Annotated in this window: 13 protein-coding genes, 6 rRNA genes and 1 pseudogene; 17 read left to right on the top strand and 3 right to left on the bottom strand. The window is 60.8% G+C overall.

Features of this window, described 5'->3' with window-relative positions:
• The first annotated feature begins 2 nt into the window (after positions 1–2).
• The 14 genes and pseudogenes from OW521_RS07375 (at position 3) to rrf (OW521_RS07310) (ending at position 20,905) form a co-directional block, all read left to right on the top strand.
• A complete protein-coding gene (locus OW521_RS07375; RefSeq protein ID WP_268024157.1) occupies positions 3–524 on the top strand; it encodes a DUF3180 domain-containing protein in 522 nt (173 codons plus the stop codon).
• On the top strand, positions 505–1,017 hold the full coding sequence (locus tag OW521_RS07370) for a PH domain-containing protein (protein ID WP_268024155.1): 513 nt from the start codon (positions 505–507) through the stop codon (positions 1,015–1,017). Before OW521_RS07375 ends, OW521_RS07370 begins: the two co-directional genes overlap by 20 nt.
• Positions 1,014–2,516, top strand: a complete 1,503-nt coding sequence (locus OW521_RS07365; protein ID WP_268024154.1) for a PH domain-containing protein — start codon at positions 1,014–1,016, stop codon at positions 2,514–2,516. Before OW521_RS07370 ends, OW521_RS07365 begins: the two co-directional genes overlap by 4 nt.
• A complete protein-coding gene (locus tag OW521_RS07360; protein ID WP_268024152.1) occupies positions 2,509–3,459 on the top strand; it encodes a Rossmann-like and DUF2520 domain-containing protein in 951 nt (316 codons plus the stop codon). The genes OW521_RS07365 and OW521_RS07360 overlap by 8 nt, the downstream gene beginning before the upstream one ends.
• A 2-nt stretch (positions 3,460–3,461) precedes the next feature.
• Positions 3,462–4,364, top strand: coding sequence for a pantoate--beta-alanine ligase (panC, locus tag OW521_RS07355; RefSeq protein WP_268024150.1), 903 nt, complete (start codon positions 3,462–3,464; stop codon positions 4,362–4,364).
• 156 nt (positions 4,365–4,520) lie between these two features.
• Complete coding sequence (locus OW521_RS07350; protein ID WP_268024148.1) at positions 4,521–5,966, top strand: DHA2 family efflux MFS transporter permease subunit; 1,446 nt, start codon at positions 4,521–4,523, stop codon at positions 5,964–5,966.
• Between the two features lie 721 nt (positions 5,967–6,687).
• A 16S ribosomal RNA gene (locus tag OW521_RS07345) occupies positions 6,688–8,212 on the top strand.
• Positions 8,213–8,786: 574 nt separating this feature from the next.
• Positions 8,787–11,936 (top strand): 23S ribosomal RNA (locus tag OW521_RS07340).
• A gap of 147 nt (positions 11,937–12,083) precedes the next feature.
• Positions 12,084–12,200 (top strand): 5S ribosomal RNA (gene rrf / locus OW521_RS07335).
• Together the 16S, 23S and 5S rRNA genes form the textbook arrangement of a ribosomal RNA operon.
• A gap of 332 nt (positions 12,201–12,532) precedes the next feature.
• A pseudogene (locus OW521_RS24145) lies at positions 12,533–14,074 on the top strand (IS21/IS408/IS1162 family transposase).
• Positions 14,071–14,799, top strand: a complete 729-nt coding sequence (locus tag OW521_RS24370; protein ID WP_442781230.1) for an ATP-binding protein — start codon at positions 14,071–14,073, stop codon at positions 14,797–14,799. The pseudogene OW521_RS24145 and the gene OW521_RS24370 overlap by 4 nt, the downstream one beginning before the upstream one ends.
• A 591-nt stretch (positions 14,800–15,390) precedes the next feature.
• A 16S ribosomal RNA gene (locus OW521_RS07320) occupies positions 15,391–16,915 on the top strand.
• Positions 16,916–17,489: 574 nt separating this feature from the next.
• Positions 17,490–20,639: ribosomal RNA gene (locus OW521_RS07315) — 23S ribosomal RNA — on the top strand.
• Between the two features lie 150 nt (positions 20,640–20,789).
• Positions 20,790–20,905: ribosomal RNA gene (rrf, locus tag OW521_RS07310) — 5S ribosomal RNA — on the top strand.
• A gap of 212 nt (positions 20,906–21,117) precedes the next feature.
• Here the strand turns inward: rrf (OW521_RS07310) and OW521_RS07305 are convergent.
• The 3 genes from OW521_RS07305 to OW521_RS07295 are packed head-to-tail and all read right to left on the bottom strand — an operon-like array spanning position 21,118 to position 23,737.
• Entirely contained in the window at positions 21,118–21,951 is an 834-nt protein-coding gene (locus tag OW521_RS07305) for an alpha/beta fold hydrolase (RefSeq protein WP_268024146.1), read from the bottom strand.
• A 31-nt stretch (positions 21,952–21,982) separates the two neighbouring features.
• A complete protein-coding gene (locus tag OW521_RS07300) occupies positions 21,983–22,837 on the bottom strand; it encodes an alpha/beta fold hydrolase (RefSeq protein WP_268024144.1) in 855 nt (284 codons plus the stop codon).
• Positions 22,838–22,846: 9 nt separating this feature from the next.
• Complete coding sequence (locus tag OW521_RS07295; RefSeq protein WP_268024142.1) at positions 22,847–23,737, bottom strand: alpha/beta fold hydrolase; 891 nt, start codon at positions 23,735–23,737, stop codon at positions 22,847–22,849.
• A gap of 75 nt (positions 23,738–23,812) precedes the next feature.
• Between OW521_RS07295 and lysS the strand changes: the two genes are divergently transcribed.
• From lysS to OW521_RS07280, 3 genes are all read left to right on the top strand, one after another.
• Positions 23,813–25,342 (top strand): lysine--tRNA ligase, encoded by a 1,530-nt coding sequence (gene lysS / locus OW521_RS07290; protein WP_268024140.1) that lies wholly within the window; start codon positions 23,813–23,815, stop codon positions 25,340–25,342.
• Positions 25,343–25,344: 2 nt separating this feature from the next.
• Positions 25,345–25,521, top strand: coding sequence for a hypothetical protein (locus OW521_RS07285; protein WP_268024139.1), 177 nt, complete (start codon positions 25,345–25,347; stop codon positions 25,519–25,521).
• 127 nt (positions 25,522–25,648) lie between these two features.
• The gene (locus OW521_RS07280; protein ID WP_268024138.1) at positions 25,649–25,975 is read left to right on the top strand and encodes a histone-like nucleoid-structuring protein Lsr2; all 327 of its coding nucleotides are present in this window, start codon (positions 25,649–25,651) and stop codon (positions 25,973–25,975) included.
• Positions 25,976–26,124: the final 149 nt, after the last annotated feature.

Here is a 26,124-nt window from a genome sequence, read left to right as displayed (position 1 = left end):
CTATGAAGGCCATGCGTCCTCTCTTGTTGGCGATCATCGCCGTCGTTCTTGCCGCAGTCGGTTGGCTGACCACTGTGCTCACCACGCGTTACAGCATGGCGACGCCGGTGCTTCCTCCTTCCGCGTTGGTGACTATGGGTTTCATCGCCGTGCTCACGTTGATCATGGGCATCCGTGTCCTGCGCTGGCGGAACGGCAAAAAGAAGACCATGCTCAACCCCATCCTGGCCGCGCGAACCCTGATCTTGGCCCAAGCCTGCGCCTACGCGGGCACGGTGCTGCTGGGCTGGCACGCTGGAATCGTGATTGAACAGCTCCGGATCTGGAACCTGCGAAGCGACCAAACAATCTTGTGGCTCGCGCTCATCATGGGTGGCGGCGGGCTCATCATGACTATCGTGGGGCTTGTAGTGGAGCGGTTTTGCCGGATTCCTCCGGAAGATCTCGAAGGCGGCCCCGGTATCCAGGATCGCCGCCACGGCGAAGCCAAGGGCGAAGGCGAGTATGCGTACCGCGGCGATTGACCCCCCTGGTATCCAATGGCTGCGCGTTTCGCGCAAATACGTGACTGTGCGCCTGGTCGAGTGGGCCATCGGCAACGTGATCATGATCGGTCTGTTCAGCCTGCCCTTGCTCTTCGTCCAACTGGGATGGTGGAAATGGCCACCGCTATGGCTCGCTGTGGCCGTCCCCTCGGCCCTTCTGGTGATTGCCCTGTGGAGGCTCGTGCTGATCCCGAGGCAGGTGCGGGCCATCGGCTATGCGGAACGCGATGACGACCTCCTGATCCGCCGCGGCATCTTCTTCCAGCGGACCATGGTGGTTCCTTACGGCCGGATGCAGTATGTCGACGTCTCCGTGGGGCCTGTCGAGCGGATGTTAGGGCTTTGCACCCTCAAACTCCACACCGCTTCGGCCGGAACCAATGCCCATTTGCCGGGTCTCCCAGCCGCTGAAGGAGCACGGCTGCGCGAGCAGCTTTCGGCCCGCGGTGAAGCGAGGCTGGCCGGGCTGTGACCCAGGAACAGACCGCCGTCGACGGCGACTGGCACCGCGTGCACCCGGCGTCGCCGTTCGTGCGGGGGTGGGTGGCACTGGTTGCGATCGTCTATTTCTTTGGCCGCGACACCTTCGAGCGAACCCTCCAGGGCCGCGCATCCATCGGCGACAACATCAACGAGCGCACCGTCTGGCTGCTGGTCGGGGGCGGCGTCGTGCTTTTGCTGGCCTTGGGGTCCTTCGTCCTCAATTGGTACTTCACGCGTTATCAGCTTGCCGAAGGTTTCGTCCGGGTCAATACGGGCTTTTTGTTCAAACAGCAGCGCCAGGCCCGGCTTGACCGGGTCCAGGCCGTCGACATCGTCCAGCCCTTGCTTGCCCGTATTTTCGGGCTCGCCGAGCTGAAGTTCGAAGTCGCCGACGCCGGCCACTCCGCCATGCGGCTCTCTTACCTCAAGCTCGCACAGGCGAAGCAGCTCCGCGCCACCATCTTGGGCCGGGCCGCCGGCATCGCGGATGGGAGCGAAACGGTCGAGGTTCCCGAGGCGCCAGAGCAAGTGGTGCTGTACCTCCCGCCCGGAAGGCTTGTCGGTTCGCTGATCCTGAGCGAGCAAAGCTTCTTCATCGTGCTCAGTGCCATTGCATCCGTGCTGATCTCTGTGTTGACCGAGTCCCGCGCCTTCATCCTCTACTTGATTCCGGCAATCCTTGGCTTGGGTACCGCGTACTGGCGCTCCTTCAACAAGGGCTACAACTTCACGGCGGCGATTTCCCCGGACGGCATCCGCCTGCGCTACGGCCTACTCGATACCCGGGCCCAGACCGTGCCACCGGGCCGAATCCAGGCAGTCAAAGTCAGCCAGCCCCCGTTATGGCGCATTTTCGGCTGGTATCGGATTCGAGTGAATGTCGCCGGCTACGGAGAGCACCACCGCAACGAGGGCGAGCACCGGACCATGCTCCTTCCGGTCGGCCGGAAGCCTGAGGTGATGATGATGCTCTCGCTCGTCCTGCCCGATCCAGGCACGGCCGACCCGGATCGCGTGTTCACGGCCGGCTTGAAAGGCCTGGATTCCGACGGCGGTTTTGTTACCACGCCGAGGCGTGCATGGCTTCTTTCCCCGTTGGGTTGGCGTCGAAACGGCTTCCTCGCAACGGACACGGCATTGCTGCTGCGCTCGGGGCGCTGGTGGCGGCATTTGGTACTGGTCCCACATCAGCGGACCCAATCCATGGCTCTTCACCAAGGTCCGTTGGCCCGGCTGTTCGGTGTGGCTGATCTTGTGCTGCACACGACCCCGGGTCCTGTGGAGCCCAGGCTCATCCAGGCGGGCACCGAAGAAGCAGTCGGTTTGTTCGACAAGCAGGCGGCCCGAGCCAGGGAAGCCCGCAAACTACAATCGAGCGAGCAATGGCTAGCCCAGCTTCCACGGGCGGCGAGGCCGGTGCTCCCGGCTCCGCCAACCACGGGAGCAGTACAGCACACATCAACCCAGGAGGAGCAGGACCATGGCTAGGCCAGGACGACTCGGCGTTGGAATCATTGGCGCCGGCAAGGTGGGTGCCGTTCTGGGGGCGGCGCTGCGCGGTGCCGAGCACGCCGTCGTCGGGGTTTCCGCGGTGTCGGAGGCGAGCCGGGAGCGGGCCGAAACGCTTCTTCCCGGTGTCCCCATCCTTGAGATCCAGGACATCGTGGAGCGGGCAGAGTTGGTGCTCCTTGCCGTCCCGGACGATGCCCTTGGCGAACTCGTGGAAGGGCTGGCCAGGCTCGGAGCATGGCAGCCGGGCCAGCTCGTGGCGCACACTTCCGGCCGTTTCGGCGTCGGGATATTGAAGCCAATCCGGGCCGCCGGGTCCATCCCGCTCGCCCTCCACCCTGCCATGACGTTCACGGGTATGAGCCTTGACCTGACCCGGCTCATGGACTGCACGTTCGGGGTTACTGCCGACGCCGCCATGTTGCCCATCGCACAGGCTTTGGTAGTGGAGATGGGCGCTGAACCGGTAGCAATCGCCGAGGCCGACCGGACGCTGTACCACGCAGCGCTCGCGCACAGTTCAAACCATCTGGTCACGCTCGTGGCGCAGGCCTCCCAGCTGCTGCGGGAGATCGGCGTCGACACGCCGGAACGCATGCTCGGCCCCCTGTTGCGCGCCACGTTGGAGAACGCGCTGGCCTCAGGTGAGTCCGCGTTGACCGGTCCCGTGGCCCGCGGAGATGTGGGGACCGTCGCTGCCCATGCTGAGGCCCTCAACGAGTACGACGCCGGTTCCGGCGGCGATGTTCTCGCCGCCTACCTGGCCATGGCCCGGGCAACTGCCCGCCGAGCGGTCAACCGTGGCCTGCTCAAAGAGGGCCAGTTCGACGACATCAACAACGCCTTGGACGCCTCAAATACGCCGGACAAGGGTGAAGCCCCTCCAGGCAACGACGCTGCCGGTGCGCAGGAAGGAAACTGAGAATGGCCATCAAGCTCGTCACCACCGCGGCGGAACTGCGGGCCGAAAGTGCCCGGTTACTCGCGGAAAAGCGCGGCAGTTCGCAGGGCCTCGTCCCCACGATGGGAGCCCTGCACACCGGTCATGCAGCCCTGGCCCGCACCGCCGTCGAGCAGAATGACGTTGTGGTGGCTTCCATCTTCGTGAACCCCCTGCAGTTCGGCGAGGCCGCGGATCTTGAACGCTACCCGCGCACCCTTGATGCGGACATGGCACTGCTCGACGCCGAGGGCGTGGATCTCGTCTTCGCCCCTTCAGTTGACGAGGTCTACCCAGGCGGTGAGCCGCTGGTCCGCGTGACCTCGGGGCCGCTCGGCGAGAAATGGGAGGGCGCCTCGCGCCCCGGGCACTTCGACGGCGCCCTGACGGTGGTCGCGAAACTGCTGCACTACGGCTTGCCCGGCGGTCCAGCCGTCGACGGCGGTGCTGCCGCCTACCGCGCGTACTTCGGCCAGAAAGATGCCCAGCAGTTGGCCCTCGTGAAGCGGATGGTTGCCGATCTCAGTTTTCCGGTGGAGATCGTGGCGGTGCCCACCGTGCGCAATGCGGAAGGGCTCGCGCTCTCCAGCCGGAACCGTTTCCTTTCCGAAGAAGAGCAGGAGGCCGCTTTGGTGCTGTCCCGCGCCCTTCGCCTTCTCGAGTCCCGCGCCCTGGCGAACGAACCGCTGGGGCTGGACTCCGCCGTCGCACTCGTTGAATCGCAACCCCTGGTGCGATTGGACTATTTCGACGTCGTGGATCCCCGGACGCTGGAACCGCTCGCCGAAAACTGCAAGGACACTCCGTTCCGGGGCGAAGGGCTCGCGATCATCGCGGCGAAGGTTGGTCCTGTGCGGTTGATCGACAACGTGCCGCTGAGTTCCTGACTGTTGAGCTCCGGAGTGTGGTCGCTGAACTTCTGGGTGCGGGGCCGAAAACGTTTGGAGTAACTGCTGACGGGAATGCCTTTGAAGCTTAGACTGTTGCAGTCTTCACCGGTGCCGAGCGCCGGAAACAACCGCACCCAAAGCTGAGGGATCCTCATGTCTACCGACGTCACGTCAGGCGCGCACGGCAACCCCGTGCCGGAAACGGGGACACTAGCCAGCGACAAGATGTCGCGCGAGTCTGTCACCATTATCGTCACGCTCCTCATCGCCACCTTCGTGGTGATCCTCAACGAGACCATCATGAACGTCGCCTTGCAGCGGCTCATGACGGACCTCAACGTTGACGCACCCACGGTCCAATGGCTCTCCACTGGATTCATGTTGACCATGGCCGTGGTCATACCCACCACGGGCTTCATCCTCCAGCGGCTCACCACTCGAGCTGCTTTCCTCCTTGCGATCGGGCTCTTCAGCGGCGGTACCCTGCTCGCGGCGCTGGCCCCGGGTTTCGAGGTGCTCCTGCTGGCGCGAATCATCCAGGCGGGTGGCACGGCGATTATGTTGCCGCTGTTGATGACCACCATCTTGACGCTCGTTCCGCTGTCCCGCCGAGGCGCGGTGATGGGCAACGTGACCATCGCGATCTCGGTTGCGCCTGCCTTGGGTCCCACGGTTTCCGGGATCATTCTTGACCACTTCTCGTGGCGGTTCATGTTCGTCTTCGTGCTGCCGGTCGCCTTGCTGGCCATGGCCATCGGTGCCCGCTTCCTGACCAACGTGGGTGAACGCGGCAACGTCAAGTTGGACTTCGTCTCTGTGTTCCTGACCGTCCCGGCTTTCGGTGGCCTGGTCTATGGCCTGAGCCAGATCGGCGGCCATGGCGGCGCAACTGCCCTGCCGGTTGCTGCCCTGGTGATCGGCGTCTTGTGCATGGTGGTTTTCGTTTTCCGCCAGCTCAAGTTGCAGAAGTCCGATTCGCCTCTGCTTGACCTGAGGGCTTTCAACTTCCGCATGTTCACGGTGTCGGTGCTCCTCATGGTGGTTGCCATGATGGCCCTCTTCGGCGGAGTGATCCTGCTGCCGCTCTACCTGCAGAACGTCCTCCACCTGCAGCCGATGGAGACCGGCCTAGCACTCCTTCCGGGAGGCCTGGCGATGGGTCTGCTCGGCCCAGTGGTCGGCAGGCTGTTCGATAAAGTCGGTCCGCTCCCGCTCACGGTGACCGGTTCCGTGCTGCTGGTCCTTACGCTGTGGCAGTTCTCGATGCTCACCGCGAGCAGCCCCTTGTGGTGGGTCGTCGTCCTCTACGCGGTGCTCAGCTTGGGACTGGCTTTGCTGTTCACGCCCGCGTTCACCACGGGCCTCAACCCGCTCCCGCCCCACCTCTACTCGCATGGCTCGGCCATCATGAGTACGCTGCAGCAGGTGGCCGGCGCCGCAGGCACTGCACTCCTGGTCTCGATCTTCGCCGTGGTGTCGGCCGCGTCCGGTTTTGTGGCCGGAATGCAGGCCGCCTTCCTGACTGCAACCTTGATTGCAGTGGTTGCCGTGGTGCTGTCCGCCATGATGCGCAAGACCGAGGGGGCAGCGGGGCACTAGATCGCTTGCCCGTTCGCTTTTGCTGGTGCCTTTCGCTGGGGCCTTTCCCTGGTCCCTTCCCTGGGGCCCGACGGCGCCGCTCACTTTTCGTGATGCGGCGCCGTTTTGCTGCCTGGCGCGGCTGCAATGTGGGCACGGGTTGATGTGACGCACGGCATGTTCGTGGGTTGCGACTCGAAAGGCCTTCTGGCTGGTGGTGCCGGGGACGAAATCGCCGTGTTGTAGGGGCCCTAGGGGCCCAGGGCCGTGATATCGGAGCGATTTGCCTGTGGTCTTGGGGGTGTGTAGAGTAGTTCGAGTCGCCGCCGCTGATGCGGAAAAGTTGCGACAGACTCCCTTCCAAATGGAAACCAAATTGTTGGTTCGCTTTTGTGCGTTCCGGTGTGGTTTGCGGGGGTCGCGGATGGTGGTTTTGTCCGGTGCGGTTCCCGGGTTCGGGAGTTGTGCGGGGCGGGCTGGTCTGGTAAGTTTGGGAAGTTGCTCCGGAGCGATCCTGGACCCTGTTTGTGGGTGTGGGTGGTGTCGGGTGTGTCTGTTGTTTGAGAACTCAATAGTGTGCCAAGTTTGTTGATACCGATTTGTTTTTATGAATTGGTTGTTTTGGCTGGTTCCGTGTCACCTCCGTGGTGCGGGGCTGGTTTTTTACAGCTGGTTTCAAATTTTGTGCAGCTCTTCCGCCGTTATTTCCGGTGGTTGTGGTTGTGTCTGTTTTTGTTTTACTTCAACGGAGAGTTTGATCCTGGCTCAGGATGAACGCTGGCGGCGTGCTTAACACATGCAAGTCGAACGATGATCCCTGGCTTGCCGGGGGGATTAGTGGCGAACGGGTGAGTAACACGTGAGTAACCTGCCCTTGACTCTGGGATAAGCCTGGGAAACTGGGTCTAATACCGGATACGACCGGCCACCGCATGGTGTGTTGGTGGAAAGCTTTTGCGGTTTTGGATGGACTCGCGGCCTATCAGCTTGTTGGTGGGGTAATGGCCTACCAAGGCGACGACGGGTAGCCGGCCTGAGAGGGTGACCGGCCACACTGGGACTGAGACACGGCCCAGACTCCTACGGGAGGCAGCAGTGGGGAATATTGCACAATGGGCGGAAGCCTGATGCAGCGACGCCGCGTGAGGGATGACGGCCTTCGGGTTGTAAACCTCTTTCAGTAGGGAAGAAGCTTTCGGGTGACGGTACCTGCAGAAGAAGCGCCGGCTAACTACGTGCCAGCAGCCGCGGTAATACGTAGGGCGCAAGCGTTATCCGGAATTATTGGGCGTAAAGAGCTCGTAGGCGGTTTGTCGCGTCTGCTGTGAAAGACCGGGGCTCAACTCCGGTTCTGCAGTGGGTACGGGCAGACTAGAGTGATGTAGGGGAGACTGGAATTCCTGGTGTAGCGGTGAAATGCGCAGATATCAGGAGGAACACCGATGGCGAAGGCAGGTCTCTGGGCATTAACTGACGCTGAGGAGCGAAAGCATGGGGAGCGAACAGGATTAGATACCCTGGTAGTCCATGCCGTAAACGTTGGGCACTAGGTGTGGGGGACATTCCACGTTTTCCGCGCCGTAGCTAACGCATTAAGTGCCCCGCCTGGGGAGTACGGCCGCAAGGCTAAAACTCAAAGGAATTGACGGGGGCCCGCACAAGCGGCGGAGCATGCGGATTAATTCGATGCAACGCGAAGAACCTTACCAAGGCTTGACATGAACCGGTAACGCCTGGAAACAGGTGCCCCGCTTGCGGTCGGTTTACAGGTGGTGCATGGTTGTCGTCAGCTCGTGTCGTGAGATGTTGGGTTAAGTCCCGCAACGAGCGCAACCCTCGTTCCATGTTGCCAGCACGTAGTGGTGGGGACTCATGGGAGACTGCCGGGGTCAACTCGGAGGAAGGTGGGGACGACGTCAAATCATCATGCCCCTTATGTCTTGGGCTTCACGCATGCTACAATGGCCGGTACAAAGGGTTGCGATACTGTGAGGTGGAGCTAATCCCAAAAAGCCGGTCTCAGTTCGGATTGGGGTCTGCAACTCGACCCCATGAAGTCGGAGTCGCTAGTAATCGCAGATCAGCAACGCTGCGGTGAATACGTTCCCGGGCCTTGTACACACCGCCCGTCAAGTCACGAAAGTTGGTAACACCCGAAGCCGGTGGCCTAACCCTTGTGGGGGGAGCCGTCGAAGGTGGGACCGGCGATTGGGACTAAGTCGTAACAAGGTAGCCGTACCGGAAGGTGCGGCTGGATCACCTCCTTTCTAAGGAGCACCATCTCCGCCTCTTGTCGCTGTCCGCATGGATGGTGCGGGGGTGGGTGGAAGCAAAGCCCATTGCGCAGGCGTCTGTTCTGCGGTGGGTGCTCATGGGTGGAATATCAGCAGATAGCGGCCGGTGGTTTCCTTTTCCGCCCCTAGTACGGTTGTCTTGTCCTTTTGCGGGGCGGGGTGTCCTGGAACGGTGCGGGTGGGGGAGGGCCGGTTTTCGTGTTTGGCACACTGTTGGGTCCTGAGGCAACAGGGCCGCGGCCCGCGGGCCCCCTTGCGGGGGGTGCGGGGGTGCGGGTTTGGTGTTTCTGGTTTCCTGGCTGCATTTGCCGTGCGTGGCGGCTGTCCTCTTTTGTGGGGGTGGTTGGTGCGGGGGGTGTGGTACGGGGTTGTTGTTTGAGAACTACATAGTGGACGCGAGCATCTGACACGGGCAGGCTTTCGGGCTTGTTTGTGTCTACAGCAATTTCTTTTTGATGAACCTGGATCCGGCCGTGTTGTGCATCCTTCGGGGGTGTGCGGGGTGGTTGGTTTCCGTGGTTCTCTCGAAATGTTTTTGATCTTTGTGTGGTCAAGTTTTAAGGGCACACGGTGGATGCCTTGGCATTAGGAGCCGAAGAAGGACGTAGGAATCTGCGATAAGCCTGGGGGAGTTGATAACCGAACGTTGATCCCAGGATGTCCGAATGGGGAAACCCCGCCAGGCGCGCTTGCGTGATCTGGTGACCCGCATCTGAACACATAGGGTGCGTGGGGGGAACGCGGGGAAGTGAAACATCTCAGTACCCGCAGGAAGAGAAAACAAGAGTGATTCCGTTAGTAGTGGCGAGCGAACGCGGATGAGGCTAAACCGTTCCATGTGTGATAGCCGGCGGGCGTTGCATGGGCGGGGTTGTGGGACTTTCCGTGCTGGTTCTGCCGGACCGGTGGGGTGAGAGCATGGACATAGGTGAACGGTCTTGAAAGGCCGGCCGTAGAGGGTGGGAGCCCCGTAACCGTAATGTTGTGTGCCGCCTGGAGAGGATCCCAAGTAGCACGGGGCCCGAGAAATCCCGTGCGAATCTGTCAGGACCACCTGATAAGCCTAAATACTTCCTAATGACCGATAGCGGACCAGTACCGTGAGGGAAAGGTGAAAAGTACCCCGGGAGGGGAGTGAAACAGTACCTGAAACCGTGTGCTTACAATCCGTCGGAGCAGTCGTGAGTAATCACAAGTAACTGTGACGGCGTGCCTTTTGAAGAATGAGCCTGCGAGTTAGTGTTACGTCGCGAGGTTAACCCGTGTGGGGTAGCCGTAGCGAAAGCGAGTCTGAACAGGGCGATCGTAGTGGCGTGATCTAGACCCGAAGCGGAGTGATCTACCCATGGCCAGGTTGAAGCGACGGTAAGACGTCGTGGAGGACCGAACCCACTTCAGTTGAAAATGGAGGGGATGAGCTGTGGGTAGGGGTGAAAGGCCAATCAAACTCCGTGATAGCTGGTTCTCCCCGAAATGCATTTAGGTGCAGCGTTGCGTGTTTCTTGCCGGAGGTAGAGCTACTGGATGGCCGATGGGCCCTACAAGGTTACTGACGTCAGCCAAACTCCGAATGCCGGTAAGTGAGAGCGCAGCAGTGAGACTGTGGGGGATAAGCTTCATAGTCGAGAGGGAAACAGCCCAGACCACCAACTAAGGCCCCTAAGCGTGTGCTAAGTGGGAAAGGATGTGGAGTTGCGAAGACAACCAGGAGGTTGGCTTAGAAGCAGCCATCCTTGAAAGAGTGCGTAATAGCTCACTGGTCAAGTGATTCCGCGCCGACAATGTAGCGGGGCTCAAGTACACCGCCGAAGTTGTGGATTTCAGATAGTAGACAAGCCTTCGTGGTTCAGTCGTCTGGAGTGGTAGGGGAGCGTCGTGTGGGCGGTGAAGTCGCGGTGTAAACCAGCGGTGGAGCCTACACGAGTGAGAATGCAGGCATGAGTAGCGAAAGACGGGTGAGAAACCCGTCCGCCGAATGATCAAGGGTTCCAGGGTCAAGCTAATCTGCCCTGGGTAAGTCGGGACCTAAGGCGAGGCCGACAGGCGTAGTCGATGGACAACGGGTTGATATTCCCGTACCGGCGAAGGACCGCCCATGCCAAGCGGGGGATACTAACCGCCCGGAGCCTGCCCAAGCACCCTTGTGGTGTGCGGGTTTTGGCCGAGCGCGGGACCTGATCCCGGGAGGTAAGCGTATTAACAGGTGTGACGCAGGAAGGTAGCCGGGCCGGGCGATGGTTGCCCCGGTCTAAGGATGTAGGGTCAGCGATAGGCAAATCCGTCGCTGTGTCTTTGATGACGATCCTGAGATCTGACGGGACCCCCGCGAGGGGGGATCCGGTGATCCTATGCTGCCTAGAAAAGCATCGACGCGAGGTCCCAGCCGCCCGTACCCCAAACCGACACAGGTGATCAGGTAGAGAATACCAAGGCGATCGAGAGAATTATGGTTAAGGAACTCGGCAAAATGCCCCCGTAACTTCGGGAGAAGGGGGGCCCCAACCTTGAACACCACTTGCTGGTGGGAGGGGATCGGGGCCGCAGAGACCAGGGGGAAGCGACTGTTTACTAAAAACACAGGTCCGTGCGAAGTCGCAAGACGATGTATACGGACTGACTCCTGCCCGGTGCTGGAAGGTTAAGAGGACCGGTTAGCCGCAAGGCGAAGCTGAGAATTCAAGCCCCAGTAAACGGCGGTGGTAACTATAACCATCCTAAGGTAGCGAAATTCCTTGTCGGGTAAGTTCCGACCTGCACGAATGGAGTAACGACTTCCCCGCTGTCTCAACCATAAACTCGGCGAAATTGCAGTACGAGTAAAGATGCTCGTTACGCGCAGCAGGACGGAAAGACCCCGAGACCTTTACTATAGTTTGGTATTGGTGTTCGGAGTGGCTTGTGTAGGATAGGTGGGAGACGTTGAAGCCCGGACGCCAGTTCGGGTGGAGTCATCGTTGAAATACCACTCTGGTCACTTTGGACATCTAACTTCGGCCCGTGATCCGGGTCAGGGACAGTGCCTGATGGGTAGTTTAACTGGGGCGGTTGCCTCCTAAAAAGTAACGGAGGCGCCCAAAGGTTCCCTCAGCCTGGTTGGCAATCAGGTGTCGAGTGTAAGTGCACAAGGGAGCTTGACTGTGAGAGAGACATCTCAAGCAGGGACGAAAGTCGGGACTAGTGATCCGGCGGTACATTGTGGAATGGCCGTCGCTCAACGGATAAAAGGTACCTCGGGGATAACAGGCTGATCTTGCCCAAGAGTCCATATCGACGGCATGGTTTGGCACCTCGATGTCGGCTCGTCGCATCCTGGGGCTGGAGTAGGTCCCAAGGGTTGGGCTGTTCGCCCATTAAAGCGGTACGCGAGCTGGGTTTAGAACGTCGTGAGACAGTTCGGTCCCTATCCGCTGCGCGCGCAGGAAATTTGAGAAGGGCTGTCCTTAGTACGAGAGGACCGGGACGGACGAACCTCTGGTGTGTCAGTTGTACTGCCAAGTGCACCGCTGATTAGCTACGTTCGGATGGGATAACCGCTGAAAGCATCTAAGCGGGAAGCTCGCTTCAAGATGAGATTTCCATGCACCTTGTGTGTGAGAGGCCCCCAGCCAGACCACTGGGTTGATAGGCCGGATGTGGAAGACAGGACCAAAGACTGTTGAAGCTGACCGGTACTAATAGGCCGACAACTTACACCACACAAACAAACACTGCTTGCGTCCACTATGTGGTTCCCGAACAACAAACCGTTCCGGAACAAAACACAACTGAATAACAACACCACAATGTTGTAACCAGTCTTCCCACACCACCACCCCCCGGGGCGGCGGTGACGGGGTAACAGGGTTACGGCGGTCATAGCGTGGGGGAAACGCCCGGTCCCATTCCGAACCCGGAAGCTAAGACCCACAGCGCCGATGGTACTGCACCCGGGAGGGTGTGGGAGAGTAGGACACCGCCGGACAACCATTCAGGTCGAGACCCCCCAGCCACCACGGTGGTTGGGGGGTCTCCCGCATTAAACACACACCCCGCCACACCCGCGGACGCTCCTTCACACACGGACGCGCCCTACCCTGACCGGCACCCCCGGCCCCCGGAACTGCAGGATGGACCGGCCAGAAGGCTGTTGGCGGCCACGTAAATGCCCGCTGGCGGCCAGAGGACTGCCGCCGGTGGCCATGAGATCTGCCCACTTCCTTACTGAACCGACCGCGTCTTAAGCGGTGGGGGCCTCTCCCTGGGGTTTGATGACGGTGTCTAAGCGCACCAAAGCGAACCAGGAAGAGGCCTTGTATGAAGTCTGACGGAGAAATCATGGAAATTCTCGCTGCCTACGATCTGACCGGGTCGTGCGCGCCACTGCGGAGCTCACGGGCTGCTCCCACCACACCGCTGCCAAACACGTCCACGCCCGCGATGCCGGCCGGCCGATCGGGGAACCCGCGACCCGCGGCCGGGTCACCGACGCGTTCCTGCCCAAGATCGAGGAATGGATCGAGACCTCCAAGGGCCGGATCCGTGCCGATAAGGCCCACGAGAAACTCCTCGCCCTGGGCTACACCGGATCGGAACGCTCCACCCGCTGGGCGATCGCCCAGGTCAAAGCTGCGTGGCGGCTGGGCCACACCCGCGTCCACCGGCCGTGGATCACCGAGCCCGGGATGTGGCTGCAGTACGACTTCGGCGACGGCCCCCGGATCGGCGGAGTGAAGAGCATCCTGTTCGTGGCCTGGCTGGCGTTCTCCCGCTTCCGGATCGTGATCCCGCTGCGAGACAGGACCGCGCCGAGCGTGTTCGCGGCCCTGGACCGGTGCTTCAGGATCCTGGGCGGGGCACCGACCTACGTGCTGACTGAAAACGAGAAGACGGTCACGACCGGCCATGTTGCCGGGGTCCCGGTCCGGAACCAGCGGACCCTGGACTTCGCCCGGCACTACGGAACCACCGTGCTGACCTGCCAGCTAACGGACCCGGCCACCAAAGGCGGCGTTGAAGCGTCCGTGAAACTCGCCAAAGCTGACCCCGTCCCCACCGACACCAACCTCCGCGCCGACTACCGCACCTTCGCTGAACTCGAAACAGCGTGCCGGGCGTTCATGGACGAGACCAACCGCCGTGAGCACCTGGTGACCCGGCGCAAACCCGCGGCAGTGCCCGCCGAGGAAGCCCCCAGGTTGCACCGGATCCCCGACACCGCCCACACGGTCGCGTTCGGCCTGGCCCGCACCGTCCCGGAGAACACCCCGATGATCACCTTCGAAAACGCCCAATACTCCGTCCCGGCCCACCTGCTCGGAGCCCGCGTGTTCGTCTGGACCCACGGCACCGGACCGGACGAGCAGGTCATCATCGTCCACCACGGCACCGCCGGGCCCGTCGAAGTCGCCTGCCATGACCGGGCCCGGACCGGCAGCCCCACCATCAACGATGACCACTTCCCCGGAACCCGGGCAAAGGTCCCCGGCGACTATGAGGTCAGGGCCCGCAGCGCGGACGAGGCTGCGTTCCTGGCCATCGGCGAAGGAGCCAGGACCTGGCTGATCGAAGCCGCAGCGGCCGGAACCGCAAGGATGAACGTGAAAATGGTTGAAAGCCGTCACGCTGGCCAAAATCGCCGGCACCGACAACGTCGACCGGGCCCTGGGCGACGCCGCCCTGCACGGCCGGTTCGCGCACCCGGACCTCGCCTCGATCCTGAACGCCAACATCCGCCGCACCACCACCCACGCGGCCAACGAAGCGACCTCCCTCACCCAGGGAACTGCTGCGTGGGCCGCGATCGGCACCCCCGCCCTGAACCCCACCGCCAACACCACCCCGGAGGAGGCCCGATGAGCCCCGTGAACACGACCAACACTGCGGCTCCGCCGCTGCCGGCGGACCTGGAGGCCCTGATGCGGTCCCTGAAAATGCCCCACGCCCGGGCGTTGGCCCCGGACCTGATCGCGACCGCCCGCGCCCAGCGCTGGGAACCGGCCGAGGTCATCAAAGCCCTCTTCACCGAGGAAGCCGCCGGCCGGGCCCGGTCCATGCTCGCCTCCCGCCGCAAGGCAGCAGGGTTCCCGACCGGAAAGACCTTCGACGCCTGGGACCCCGCAGCGTCCTCCATCCCGGGCCCGACCCAGCAGGCCTTACGGACCCTGGAATGGATCAACCGGCGGGAGAACCTGGTCGTCTGCGGACCCTCCGGGACGGGGAAAACTTTCTTCCTCGAAGCCCTCGGCCAGCAGGCCGTCGAAGCCGGGATGCGCGTCGCCTGGTTCCGGCTCGAAGACCTCGGAGCCCTGATCCGGGCCCACCGCACCGACGACAGCGTCACCCGGGCCGTGCCAGGATCCGCGCGCCGAGCTCGTGGTCATCGACGATATAGCCCTCTTGCCGGTGGCCACGGACGCCGCCGAAGGCCTCTACCGGGTCGTGGACGCAGCCTACGAAAAACGCTCCGTCGCGATCAGCTCCAACCTCCACCCCGCCGGCTTCGACGAGCTCATGCCCAAAACCTAGCGACCGCCACCGTTGACCGGCTCCTTCCGGCATCGATTGTGATCTCGGTCAGTTAAGGATGCGCAAAGACGCAGGCGTCCGGCCGGAAGGGTCCGTGCCGGCTGCTAGTGTCGCTGGTGATCGTAGCGAGGTTGTGCCGCACGGAAAGGCAGCTGAACCCGTGGTAAATATCGGGGCATCATTGCTGGATTTGCGCGGGGTGCGGAAGCCGTGTAATGTCTTCTAAGTCGCCGCGAGGGAGACAGCCTAGAGCTGGGAACCGCGGGTGGCCAACCCTTTCGAATTGAGCCTGAAACGGCTAGTGCTTTGTGCGCCGCAATTCGAAGGAATTCGAATTATTTACCCTGAAATTGGTTGAGATACTGATTTGCAAGACGGTGATGATTCGGGTAACTTTGGGAAGTTGCTCCGGAGCGATCCTGGACCCTGTTTGTGGGTGTGGGTGGTGTCGGGTGTGTCTGTTGTTTGAGAACTCAATAGTGTGCCAAGTTTGTTGATACCGATTTGTTTTTATGAATTGGTTGTTTTGGCTGGTTCTGTGTCACCTCCGTGGTGCGGGGCTGGTTTTTTACAGCTGGTTTCAAATTTTGTGCAGCTCTTCCGCCGTTATTTCCGGTGGTTGTGGTTGTGTCTGTTTTTGTTTTACTTCAACGGAGAGTTTGATCCTGGCTCAGGATGAACGCTGGCGGCGTGCTTAACACATGCAAGTCGAACGATGATCCCTGGCTTGCCGGGGGGATTAGTGGCGAACGGGTGAGTAACACGTGAGTAACCTGCCCTTGACTCTGGGATAAGCCTGGGAAACTGGGTCTAATACCGGATATGACCGGCCACCGCATGGTGTGTTGGTGGAAAGCTTTTGCGGTTTTGGATGGACTCGCGGCCTATCAGCTTGTTGGTGGGGTAATGGCCTACCAAGGCGACGACGGGTAGCCGGCCTGAGAGGGTGACCGGCCACACTGGGACTGAGACACGGCCCAGACTCCTACGGGAGGCAGCAGTGGGGAATATTGCACAATGGGCGGAAGCCTGATGCAGCGACGCCGCGTGAGGGATGACGGCCTTCGGGTTGTAAACCTCTTTCAGTAGGGAAGAAGCTTTCGGGTGACGGTACCTGCAGAAGAAGCGCCGGCTAACTACGTGCCAGCAGCCGCGGTAATACGTAGGGCGCAAGCGTTATCCGGAATTATTGGGCGTAAAGAGCTCGTAGGCGGTTTGTCGCGTCTGCTGTGAAAGACCGGGGCTCAACTCCGGTTCTGCAGTGGGTACGGGCAGACTAGAGTGATGTAGGGGAGACTGGAATTCCTGGTGTAGCGGTGAAATGCGCAGATATCAGGAGGAACACCGATGGCGAAGGCAGGTCTCTGGGCATTAACTGACGCTGAGGAGCGAAAGCATGGGGAGCGAACAGGATTAGATACCCTGGTAGTCCATGCCGTAAACGTTGGGCACTAGGTGTGGGGGACATTCCACGTTTTCCGCGCCGTAGCTAACGCATTAAGTGCCCCGCCTGGGGAGTACGGCCGCAAGGCTAAAACTCAAAGGAATTGACGGGGGCCCGCACAAGCGGCGGAGCATGCGGATTAATTCGATGCAACGCGAAGAACCTTACCAAGGCTTGACATGAACCGGTAACGCCTGGAAACAGGTGCCCCGCTTGCGGTCGGTTTACAGGTGGTGCATGGTTGTCGTCAGCTCGTGTCGTGAGATGTTGGGTTAAGTCCCGCAACGAGCGCAACCCTCGTTCCATGTTGCCAGCACGTAGTGGTGGGGACTCATGGGAGACTGCCGGGGTCAACTCGGAGGAAGGTGGGGACGACGTCAAATCATCATGCCCCTTATGTCTTGGGCTTCACGCATGCTACAATGGCCGGTACAAAGGGTTGCGATACTGTGAGGTGGAGCTAATCCCAAAAAGCCGGTCTCAGTTCGGATTGGGGTCTGCAACTCGACCCCATGAAGTCGGAGTCGCTAGTAATCGCAGATCAGCAACGCTGCGGTGAATACGTTCCCGGGCCTTGTACACACCGCCCGTCAAGTCACGAAAGTTGGTAACACCCGAAGCCGGTGGCCTAACCCTTGTGGGGGGAGCCGTCGAAGGTGGGACCGGCGATTGGGACTAAGTCGTAACAAGGTAGCCGTACCGGAAGGTGCGGCTGGATCACCTCCTTTCTAAGGAGCACCATCTCCGCCTCTTGTCGCTGTCCGCATGGATGGTGCGGGGGTGGGTGGAAGCAAAGCCCATTGCGCAGGCGTCTGTTCTGCGGTGGGTGCTCATGGGTGGAATATCAGCAGATAGCGGCCGGTGGTTTCCTTTTCCGCCCCTAGTACGGTTGTCTTGTCCTTTTGCGGGGCGGGGTGTCCTGGAACGGTGCGGGTGGGGGAGGGCCGGTTTTCGTGTTTGGCACACTGTTGGGTCCTGAGGCAACAGGGCCGCGGCCCGCGGGCCCCCTTGCGGGGGGTGCGGGGGTGCGGGTTTGGTGTTTCTGGTTTCCTGGCTGCATTTGCCGTGCGTGGCGGCTGTCCTCTTTTGTGGGGGTGGTTGGTGCGGGGGGTGTGGTACGGGGTTGTTGTTTGAGAACTACATAGTGGACGCGAGCATCTGACACGGGCAGGCTTTCGGGCTTGTTTGTGTCTACAGCAATTTCTTTTTGATGAACCTGGATCCGGCCGTGTTGTGCATCCTTCGGGGGTGTGCGGGGTGGTTGGTTTCCGTGGTTCTCTCGAAATGTTTTTGATCTTTGTGTGGTCAAGTTTTAAGGGCACACGGTGGATGCCTTGGCATTAGGAGCCGAAGAAGGACGTAGGAATCTGCGATAAGCCTGGGGGAGTTGATAACCGAACGTTGATCCCAGGATGTCCGAATGGGGAAACCCCGCCAGGCGCGCTTGCGTGATCTGGTGACCCGCATCTGAACACATAGGGTGCGTGGGGGGAACGCGGGGAAGTGAAACATCTCAGTACCCGCAGGAAGAGAAAACAAGAGTGATTCCGTTAGTAGTGGCGAGCGAACGCGGATGAGGCTAAACCGTTCCATGTGTGATAGCCGGCGGGCGTTGCATGGGCGGGGTTGTGGGACTTTCCGTGCTGGTTCTGCCGGACCGGTGGGGTGAGAGCATGGACATAGGTGAACGGTCTTGAAAGGCCGGCCGTAGAGGGTGGGAGCCCCGTAACCGTAATGTTGTGTGCCGCCTGGAGAGGATCCCAAGTAGCACGGGGCCCGAGAAATCCCGTGCGAATCTGTCAGGACCACCTGATAAGCCTAAATACTTCCTAATGACCGATAGCGGACCAGTACCGTGAGGGAAAGGTGAAAAGTACCCCGGGAGGGGAGTGAAACAGTACCTGAAACCGTGTGCTTACAATCCGTCGGAGCAGTCGTGAGTAATCACAAGTAACTGTGACGGCGTGCCTTTTGAAGAATGAGCCTGCGAGTTAGTGTTACGTCGCGAGGTTAACCCGTGTGGGGTAGCCGTAGCGAAAGCGAGTCTGAACAGGGCGATCGTAGTGGCGTGATCTAGACCCGAAGCGGAGTGATCTACCCATGGCCAGGTTGAAGCGACGGTAAGACGTCGTGGAGGACCGAACCCACTTCAGTTGAAAATGGAGGGGATGAGCTGTGGGTAGGGGTGAAAGGCCAATCAAACTCCGTGATAGCTGGTTCTCCCCGAAATGCATTTAGGTGCAGCGTTGCGTGTTTCTTGCCGGAGGTAGAGCTACTGGATGGCCGATGGGCCCTACAAGGTTACTGACGTCAGCCAAACTCCGAATGCCGGTAAGTGAGAGCGCAGCAGTGAGACTGTGGGGGATAAGCTTCATAGTCGAGAGGGAAACAGCCCAGACCACCAACTAAGGCCCCTAAGCGTGTGCTAAGTGGGAAAGGATGTGGAGTTGCGAAGACAACCAGGAGGTTGGCTTAGAAGCAGCCATCCTTGAAAGAGTGCGTAATAGCTCACTGGTCAAGTGATTCCGCGCCGACAATGTAGCGGGGCTCAAGTACACCGCCGAAGTTGTGGATTTCAGATAGTAGACAAGCCTTCGTGGTTCAGTCGTCTGGAGTGGTAGGGGAGCGTCGTGTGGGCGGTGAAGTCGCGGTGTAAACCAGCGGTGGAGCCTACACGAGTGAGAATGCAGGCATGAGTAGCGAAAGACGGGTGAGAAACCCGTCCGCCGAATGATCAAGGGTTCCAGGGTCAAGCTAATCTGCCCTGGGTAAGTCGGGACCTAAGGCGAGGCCGACAGGCGTAGTCGATGGACAACGGGTTGATATTCCCGTACCGGCGAAGGACCGCCCATGCCAAGCGGGGGATACTAACCGCCCGGAGCCTGCCCAAGCACCCTTGTGGTGTGCGGGTTTTGGCCGAGCGCGGGACCTGATCCCGGGAGGTAAGCGTATTAACAGGTGTGACGCAGGAAGGTAGCCGGGCCGGGCGATGGTTGCCCCGGTCTAAGGATGTAGGGTCAGCGATAGGCAAATCCGTCGCTGTGTCTTTGATGACGATCCTGAGATCTGACGGGACCCCCGCGAGGGGGGATCCGGTGATCCTATGCTGCCTAGAAAAGCATCGACGCGAGGTCCCAGCCGCCCGTACCCCAAACCGACACAGGTGATCAGGTAGAGAATACCAAGGCGATCGAGAGAATTATGGTTAAGGAACTCGGCAAAATGCCCCCGTAACTTCGGGAGAAGGGGGGCCCCAACCTTGAACACCACTTGCTGGTGGGAGGGGATCGGGGCCGCAGAGACCAGGGGGAAGCGACTGTTTACTAAAAACACAGGTCCGTGCGAAGTCGCAAGACGATGTATACGGACTGACTCCTGCCCGGTGCTGGAAGGTTAAGAGGACCGGTTAGCCGCAAGGCGAAGCTGAGAATTCAAGCCCCAGTAAACGGCGGTGGTAACTATAACCATCCTAAGGTAGCGAAATTCCTTGTCGGGTAAGTTCCGACCTGCACGAATGGAGTAACGACTTCCCCGCTGTCTCAACCATAAACTCGGCGAAATTGCAGTACGAGTAAAGATGCTCGTTACGCGCAGCAGGACGGAAAGACCCCGAGACCTTTACTATAGTTTGGTATTGGTGTTCGGAGTGGCTTGTGTAGGATAGGTGGGAGACGTTGAAGCCCGGACGCCAGTTCGGGTGGAGTCATCGTTGAAATACCACTCTGGTCACTTTGGACATCTAACTTCGGCCCGTGATCCGGGTCAGGGACAGTGCCTGATGGGTAGTTTAACTGGGGCGGTTGCCTCCTAAAAAGTAACGGAGGCGCCCAAAGGTTCCCTCAGCCTGGTTGGCAATCAGGTGTCGAGTGTAAGTGCACAAGGGAGCTTGACTGTGAGAGAGACATCTCAAGCAGGGACGAAAGTCGGGACTAGTGATCCGGCGGTACATTGTGGAATGGCCGTCGCTCAACGGATAAAAGGTACCTCGGGGATAACAGGCTGATCTTGCCCAAGAGTCCATATCGACGGCATGGTTTGGCACCTCGATGTCGGCTCGTCGCATCCTGGGGCTGGAGTAGGTCCCAAGGGTTGGGCTGTTCGCCCATTAAAGCGGTACGCGAGCTGGGTTTAGAACGTCGTGAGACAGTTCGGTCCCTATCCGCTGCGCGCGCAGGAAATTTGAGAAGGGCTGTCCTTAGTACGAGAGGACCGGGACGGACGAACCTCTGGTGTGTCAGTTGTACTGCCAAGTGCACCGCTGATTAGCTACGTTCGGATGGGATAACCGCTGAAAGCATCTAAGCGGGAAGCTCGCTTCAAGATGAGATTTCCATGCACCTTGTGTGTGAGAGGCCCCCAGCCAGACCACTGGGTTGATAGGCCGGATGTGGAAGACAGGACCAAAGACTGTTGAAGCTGACCGGTACTAATAGGCCGACAACTTACACCACACAAACAAACACTGCTTGCGTCCACTATGTGGTTCCCGAACAACAAACCGTTCCGGAACAAAACACAACTGAATAACAACACCACAATGTTGTAACCAGTCTTCCCACACCACCACCCCCCGCGGGGGCGGCGGTGACGGGGTAACAGGGTTACGGCGGTCATAGCGTGGGGGAAACGCCGGTCCCATTCCGAACCCGGAAGCTAAGACCCACAGCGCCGATGGTACTGCACCCGGGAGGGTGTGGGAGAGTAGGACACCGCCGGACAACCATTCAGGTCGAGACCCCCCAGCCACCACGGTGGTTGGGGGGTCTCCCGCATTTAAACACACACCCCGCCACACCGGAAGCATCCCGCCGGAAGCCCCCAAAACCGCACGAGCATCCCCACGGAAGGCCCCACAGGTGAGCGAGCATCCCGCCGGAATGCCCCACAGGTGAGCGAGCGTCGGTCCAGGACCTTGAGCAGGAACCGCAGGCTAGCCCGAGAAGAAGTCGGAAAGCTCGGCGATGAGTTTGTCGGGTGCCCGGATCACTCCGTCGTGGCCGTGGCCGGGGAGGATGGTGTAGCTCGATCCGGAGAGGACGTCGTGGATCTGACCGCACGCTACCCCGAAGTATGCCGGGCTCTTTTCGCCCACCACAATGAGCGTCTCCAACGGGAGCTCCAGGAATGGTTCTGCGGGCATGTCGGCGGCGATGACCGCCTTGATCTCGCGTACTCCGGCCTGCATGAGTTCGCGCATTTGTTTACCCATGGGGGTGCCCGACGTCAGCTTGTTGACGAGAGTCAGCATGGAGAGGGGCATGCGCGCAAAGGCGCCCTCGGTTTCGACGCCCTTCACCAGCACTGCGAGCCCTCGGTCAAAGTCTCCAGCCGCCGTCGCGCGCTCATATTCGCTCGTCCACCCGGCCTTCACGCTGTGGTTGACGGAAACTGCGGGGTCGTAGACCGCCAGGCGCTCCACGGGCAGCGTGCGTGCCGCGTGCAGCGCCACTGCGCCTCCGAAGCTGTGCCCGAAGACATCGGTGCAAGACGTGTGCTTCATGATCTCGGCAAGATCCCGGATGTCCACGTCGAGGGTGTAGTCGTCCGGCTGCGGTGACGATTCGCCGCGGCCCCGGCGGTTGAAAGTGTGTACTGGGCGGCCAAGGGCGGCGCTGAGCTTCTGCGCAAACTTGGAGTAGTCTGCGGCGGTCACCATGGAGGCAGGCACGACGACGACGCCGGAGCCGGCAGTCGCCAGGTCACCGCCCGTCGTGAATAGCTCGAGGGTTCCGCCGTCGGCCGTTGTGATGTTCTCGCGCGTCATGCTTCGAGCCTAACGGAGCCGCAGGGTTCCGTCAGTCCTTGAAATAGCTGGAGATGTCCGCCACAAGTTCCTTCACCGCTGCCGGGATGGATCCGTGGAAGCCTTTTGGCGATACCACCAGCGAGCTTCCAGGAACTGCCGCGTACAGCCGTTCGGCGGTCACCTTGTAGTACTTGGGGCTCTTGCTACCCACCATGAACCGCGTGTTTCGAGGCAGGACGGAGAAGTCCCGGGGGTGTGCGGCCTCGTCGTAGGCGGCTTTGAGCTCGGCCACGCCCGTTGGCATGAGTTCCTTGAGGACCTTGTTGACTTTCGTCCGGGAGACGATGGCCATGAGACCTGCCAAGATGGGCTCCGGGACCCTGGCCAAGGCGCTGCCGGGCTGCATGCCCCTCTTCAACCGAGCCATGGCATGTCCCACATTTCCGCTATCCACGGACTGGGCAAAGCCGTCCAGCCAACCCGTGTCCATACTGCCGTCGATGTTGACTGCGGCATCGTAGACGGCAAGTTTGTTCGGCTCGTAGCTTGTTCCTGCAAACTCCTGGACGGCGTTCAGTGCCACGGATCCGCCGAGGCTGTGGCCAAGGATGTTTCTGGCGCCCGTTGCGTCCATGATGCTGCGCACGTCCGCGATCTCCGTGGCCATTGAGTAGTTTGGGGGCAGCTCCGTTGAGCTGCCCCGGCCTCGGCGGTCGTAGACGTCAACCGCCCAGCCCTCGCCGAGTCCACTGGCCAGCGCCATGGAAAAGGGGCGGTAAATGAGTGCGGTCAGGAATGCGCCGCCAACGAGCACGACGCGGCGCTCTCCAGGCGCGTCCACGGTGCCGTAACTGTATAAGGCCAGCTTGCCGCCGTCGGGCGTAGGGACCTCACGTTCTCTCATCGTTTCATCCTAGGGTGCCGCAGTCGGCGTCCCCGGGGCCTTGGCGAGGTAGCGGGCGATCCTCACCGCGAGCTGCCTCCCCGGCCGGAGGGGACCCTCATGGAACTGCAGGGGGACTATCGCGAAGTCCACCACCGGGATGGCGGCGGCGAGCAGCCGGCCGGTTTCGGCAAAGTAGGACGGGCTCCAGCCGCCACTAAGCATCAGGGTCGGCGTTTTCATCGCCGCATAGTCTTGGATGTGCGAGTCGGCCTGGATGATCGCGCGCATCTCGGACACCGCCGTCGGCAACAGTTCCCTCATCTCGGATCCCAACCTGGTCTTGGCGGAGAGGATGCTGAGTGCCCGCAGCGCTCCCAGCGGTAAATAGGAAATCGGACCGGCGGTAGCAAGCCCCTGGACCAAATGCGCCCATGCATGGTCAAGCTGGCCAGCTGTGACGGCTTCTTCCAGTTGCGGACGCCAGCGCCCATTCAGGCTGCCGGACAGGGAAACTGCCGCGTCGTAAGTGACGAGCCGTGACATGGGTGCTCGCAGGGCTGCCTGGAGTGCCACGAATCCGCCATAGCTGTGCCCAACAACATCCGTGGAGCCACTGGCCTCCATCACGGCAAGAAGGTCGTTGGTCTCGGTCGCGGCAGAGTAGTCGGGCGGCTGCGGCGCCGAGCGGCCGCGGCCGCGCCGGTTGTAGGAATGCACCGGCCGGCCAAGGAGGACACTGAGGTTCCTGGCGAATGGCCAGTAGAGGGAATCGGTCACCAAGGTGCCGTGGACAAGTACGACGCCGGCTCCCTCAGCCGCGCTCGGCGCGCCGGGAATGGAGGCCGCGGCCCCGGGACGGAAGGAGTGCACCTCAAGGTGACCGCCGTCGTCGTCCGTCTCAACTGTCCATGTCTCCAAGGCCCGAGTCTATGTCGCCGGTCGCCGTGGGCGAGGGTAGGGAACTCCAAGGAATCCCCGGTAAACTTGGGGATTGTGACTTCCGCAAACACCCCAGCCCCGCACAACGCCGCCGAGCCCGCCGACGCCAGCGAACAGATGCGTATCCGCATGGAAAAGCGCAGCAAGCTGATCGAACGCGGTGCCGAGGCCTACCCGGTGGGTGTCGAGCGGACGCATTCCCTCGCCGAGATCCGCGAGAAGTACGCGCATCTCCAGGCTGACGAGACCACCGGCGACACCGTGGGCATCACTGGCCGGGTAGTGTTCGTGCGCAATACCGGCAAGCTCTGCTTCGCCACCCTCCAGGAAGGCGGGGTAGACGGGAAGGCCGTACGTCTGCAGGCCATGCTCAGCCTGGCGAACGTCGGCGAGGAGACCCTCGCGGACTGGAAGGCGCTGGTGGACCTCGGAGACCACGTTTTCATCAAGGGCGAGGTCATTTCATCCCGCCGCGGCGAGCTGTCCGTCATGGCCGACTCTTGGTCCATGGCTTCCAAGGCATTGCGCCCGCTGCCGGTGCTGCATGCTGAACTCAATGAGGAGACCCGCGTCAGGCAGCGCTACGTGGACCTGATGGTCCGCGATGAAGCCCGGGAGATGGTCTACACCCGTGCAGCGATTACCCGTTCGGTGCGCGACACCTTGGACCGCCGCGGCTATGTCGAGGTGGAGACGCCCATCCTGCAGCTCATCCACGGTGGTGCTACGGCCCGTCCGTTCGAAACCCACATGAATGCCTTCGACCAGAAGATGACGTTGCGCATCGCCACCGAGCTCTTCCTCAAGCGTGCCGTAGTGGGCGGAATTGACCGCGTTTACGACATGGGGCGCGTCTTCCGTAACGAAGGTGTCGACTCCACCCACAGCCCGGAATTCACCACTTTGGAATGCTACGAGGCTTGGGCAGACCAGTTCGTCATGGCCGAGCGGATGAAGGAAATCATCCTCAACGTCGCCGACGTCGTGGGTACCCGAACCATCCAGACGGACGCCGGAGAGATCGACCTCGACGGCGAATGGGCCTGGGTTGCCGTCTACCCAGGGCTCTCCGAGGCGATTGGCGAAGAGATCACGCCTGAGACCACGGTGGCGGAACTGCTGGCGATTGCCGCCAAGCACGAAGTCAAGGTGGATCCCAAGTGGGATGCCGAAAAGCTGGTGGTCGAACTGTTCGGCGAGATCGTCGAGCCCACGCTGCTCAATCCCACCTTCGTCTACAACTACCCGCCCTCCGCGCAGCCCCTTGCCCGCCCGCACCGGGAAGACGGCCGCCTGATCGAGGCTTGGGACCTCATCATCGGTGGCATGGAACGCGGCACCGCCTTCTCAGAGCTGATCGACCCCGTCATCCAGCGCGAACGGCTCACTGAGCAGTCACGCCGCTCGGCCGCCGGCGACGTCGAGGCCATGCAGTTGGACGAGGACTTCCTCAGAGCCCTTGAGTACGGTGCTCCGCCCATGGGCGGCATAGGCCTGGGCATCGACCGCTTGGTCATGCTATTCACCGGAGCAGGCATCCGGGAAACCATCTTGTTCCCACTCCTCAAGCCCGAAGGGCACTGACTATGGAATACATTGCCGTTCTTGCGCCGTCCGTTGTTGTCGGCCTTCTCTTTTGGTTTGCGATGAAGGCTATCTTCAACGCGGACAAATCAGAGCGCCAAGCAGAAGCACGAGCCCAGGAAGAAGCCGGTTTCGGAATTGCGAACCCGGCGGGCGACGGTTCAACGCCTGCCAAATAGCTCTTTCCGGGTCCGCTCCCCAAGATTTAATAGAGGCTTTGACGATGTGCCATGCCCTGGACGATAATGTTTAATTAGCAGTTCAGCTATTCTGCATATCCGGCCCCCTCCAAAAGAGAGTCTTTTCATGGCACAGAAAGTCAAAATTATCCTCGTTGACGACCTGGATGAGGGCGCCGCGGATGAAACTGTCCGTTTCGGCCTTGACGGAGTCAGTTACGAAATGGACCTGTCCAGCGCCAACGCTGGCAAGCTGCGGGAAGCTCTCGGGCCGTTTGTAGCCAAAGCGCGTAAAACTTCGACCGGTCGTGCAACGCGCAGCCGCGTTGCCGCAGGAAGAAACCAGGACTCCGCACAGATCCGTCAATGGGCACGTGAGAACGGTTATACCGTAAACAGCCGTGGCCGCATTCAGGCCGAAATTCAGGAAGCGTACCAGAAGGCCAATTCCTGACACGAAGTATCAATACCCCGGCCTTGCGGCCGGGGTATTGTCATTTTCCCCACCCGTTTCGTCCGGCTGCCGGTATCAGTTTGACTGACCAGCTTGCTCTATTCACCGGAAGGCATGGGGCAGGCTGTGAATGTCGGGTATGAAGCCAC

The organism is Arthrobacter sp. MMS18-M83 (genome assembly GCF_026683955.1).
Classification (GTDB): Bacteria; Actinomycetota; Actinomycetes; order Actinomycetales; family Micrococcaceae; genus Arthrobacter.
This window is presented reverse-complemented; position numbering and strand designations above follow the sequence as displayed.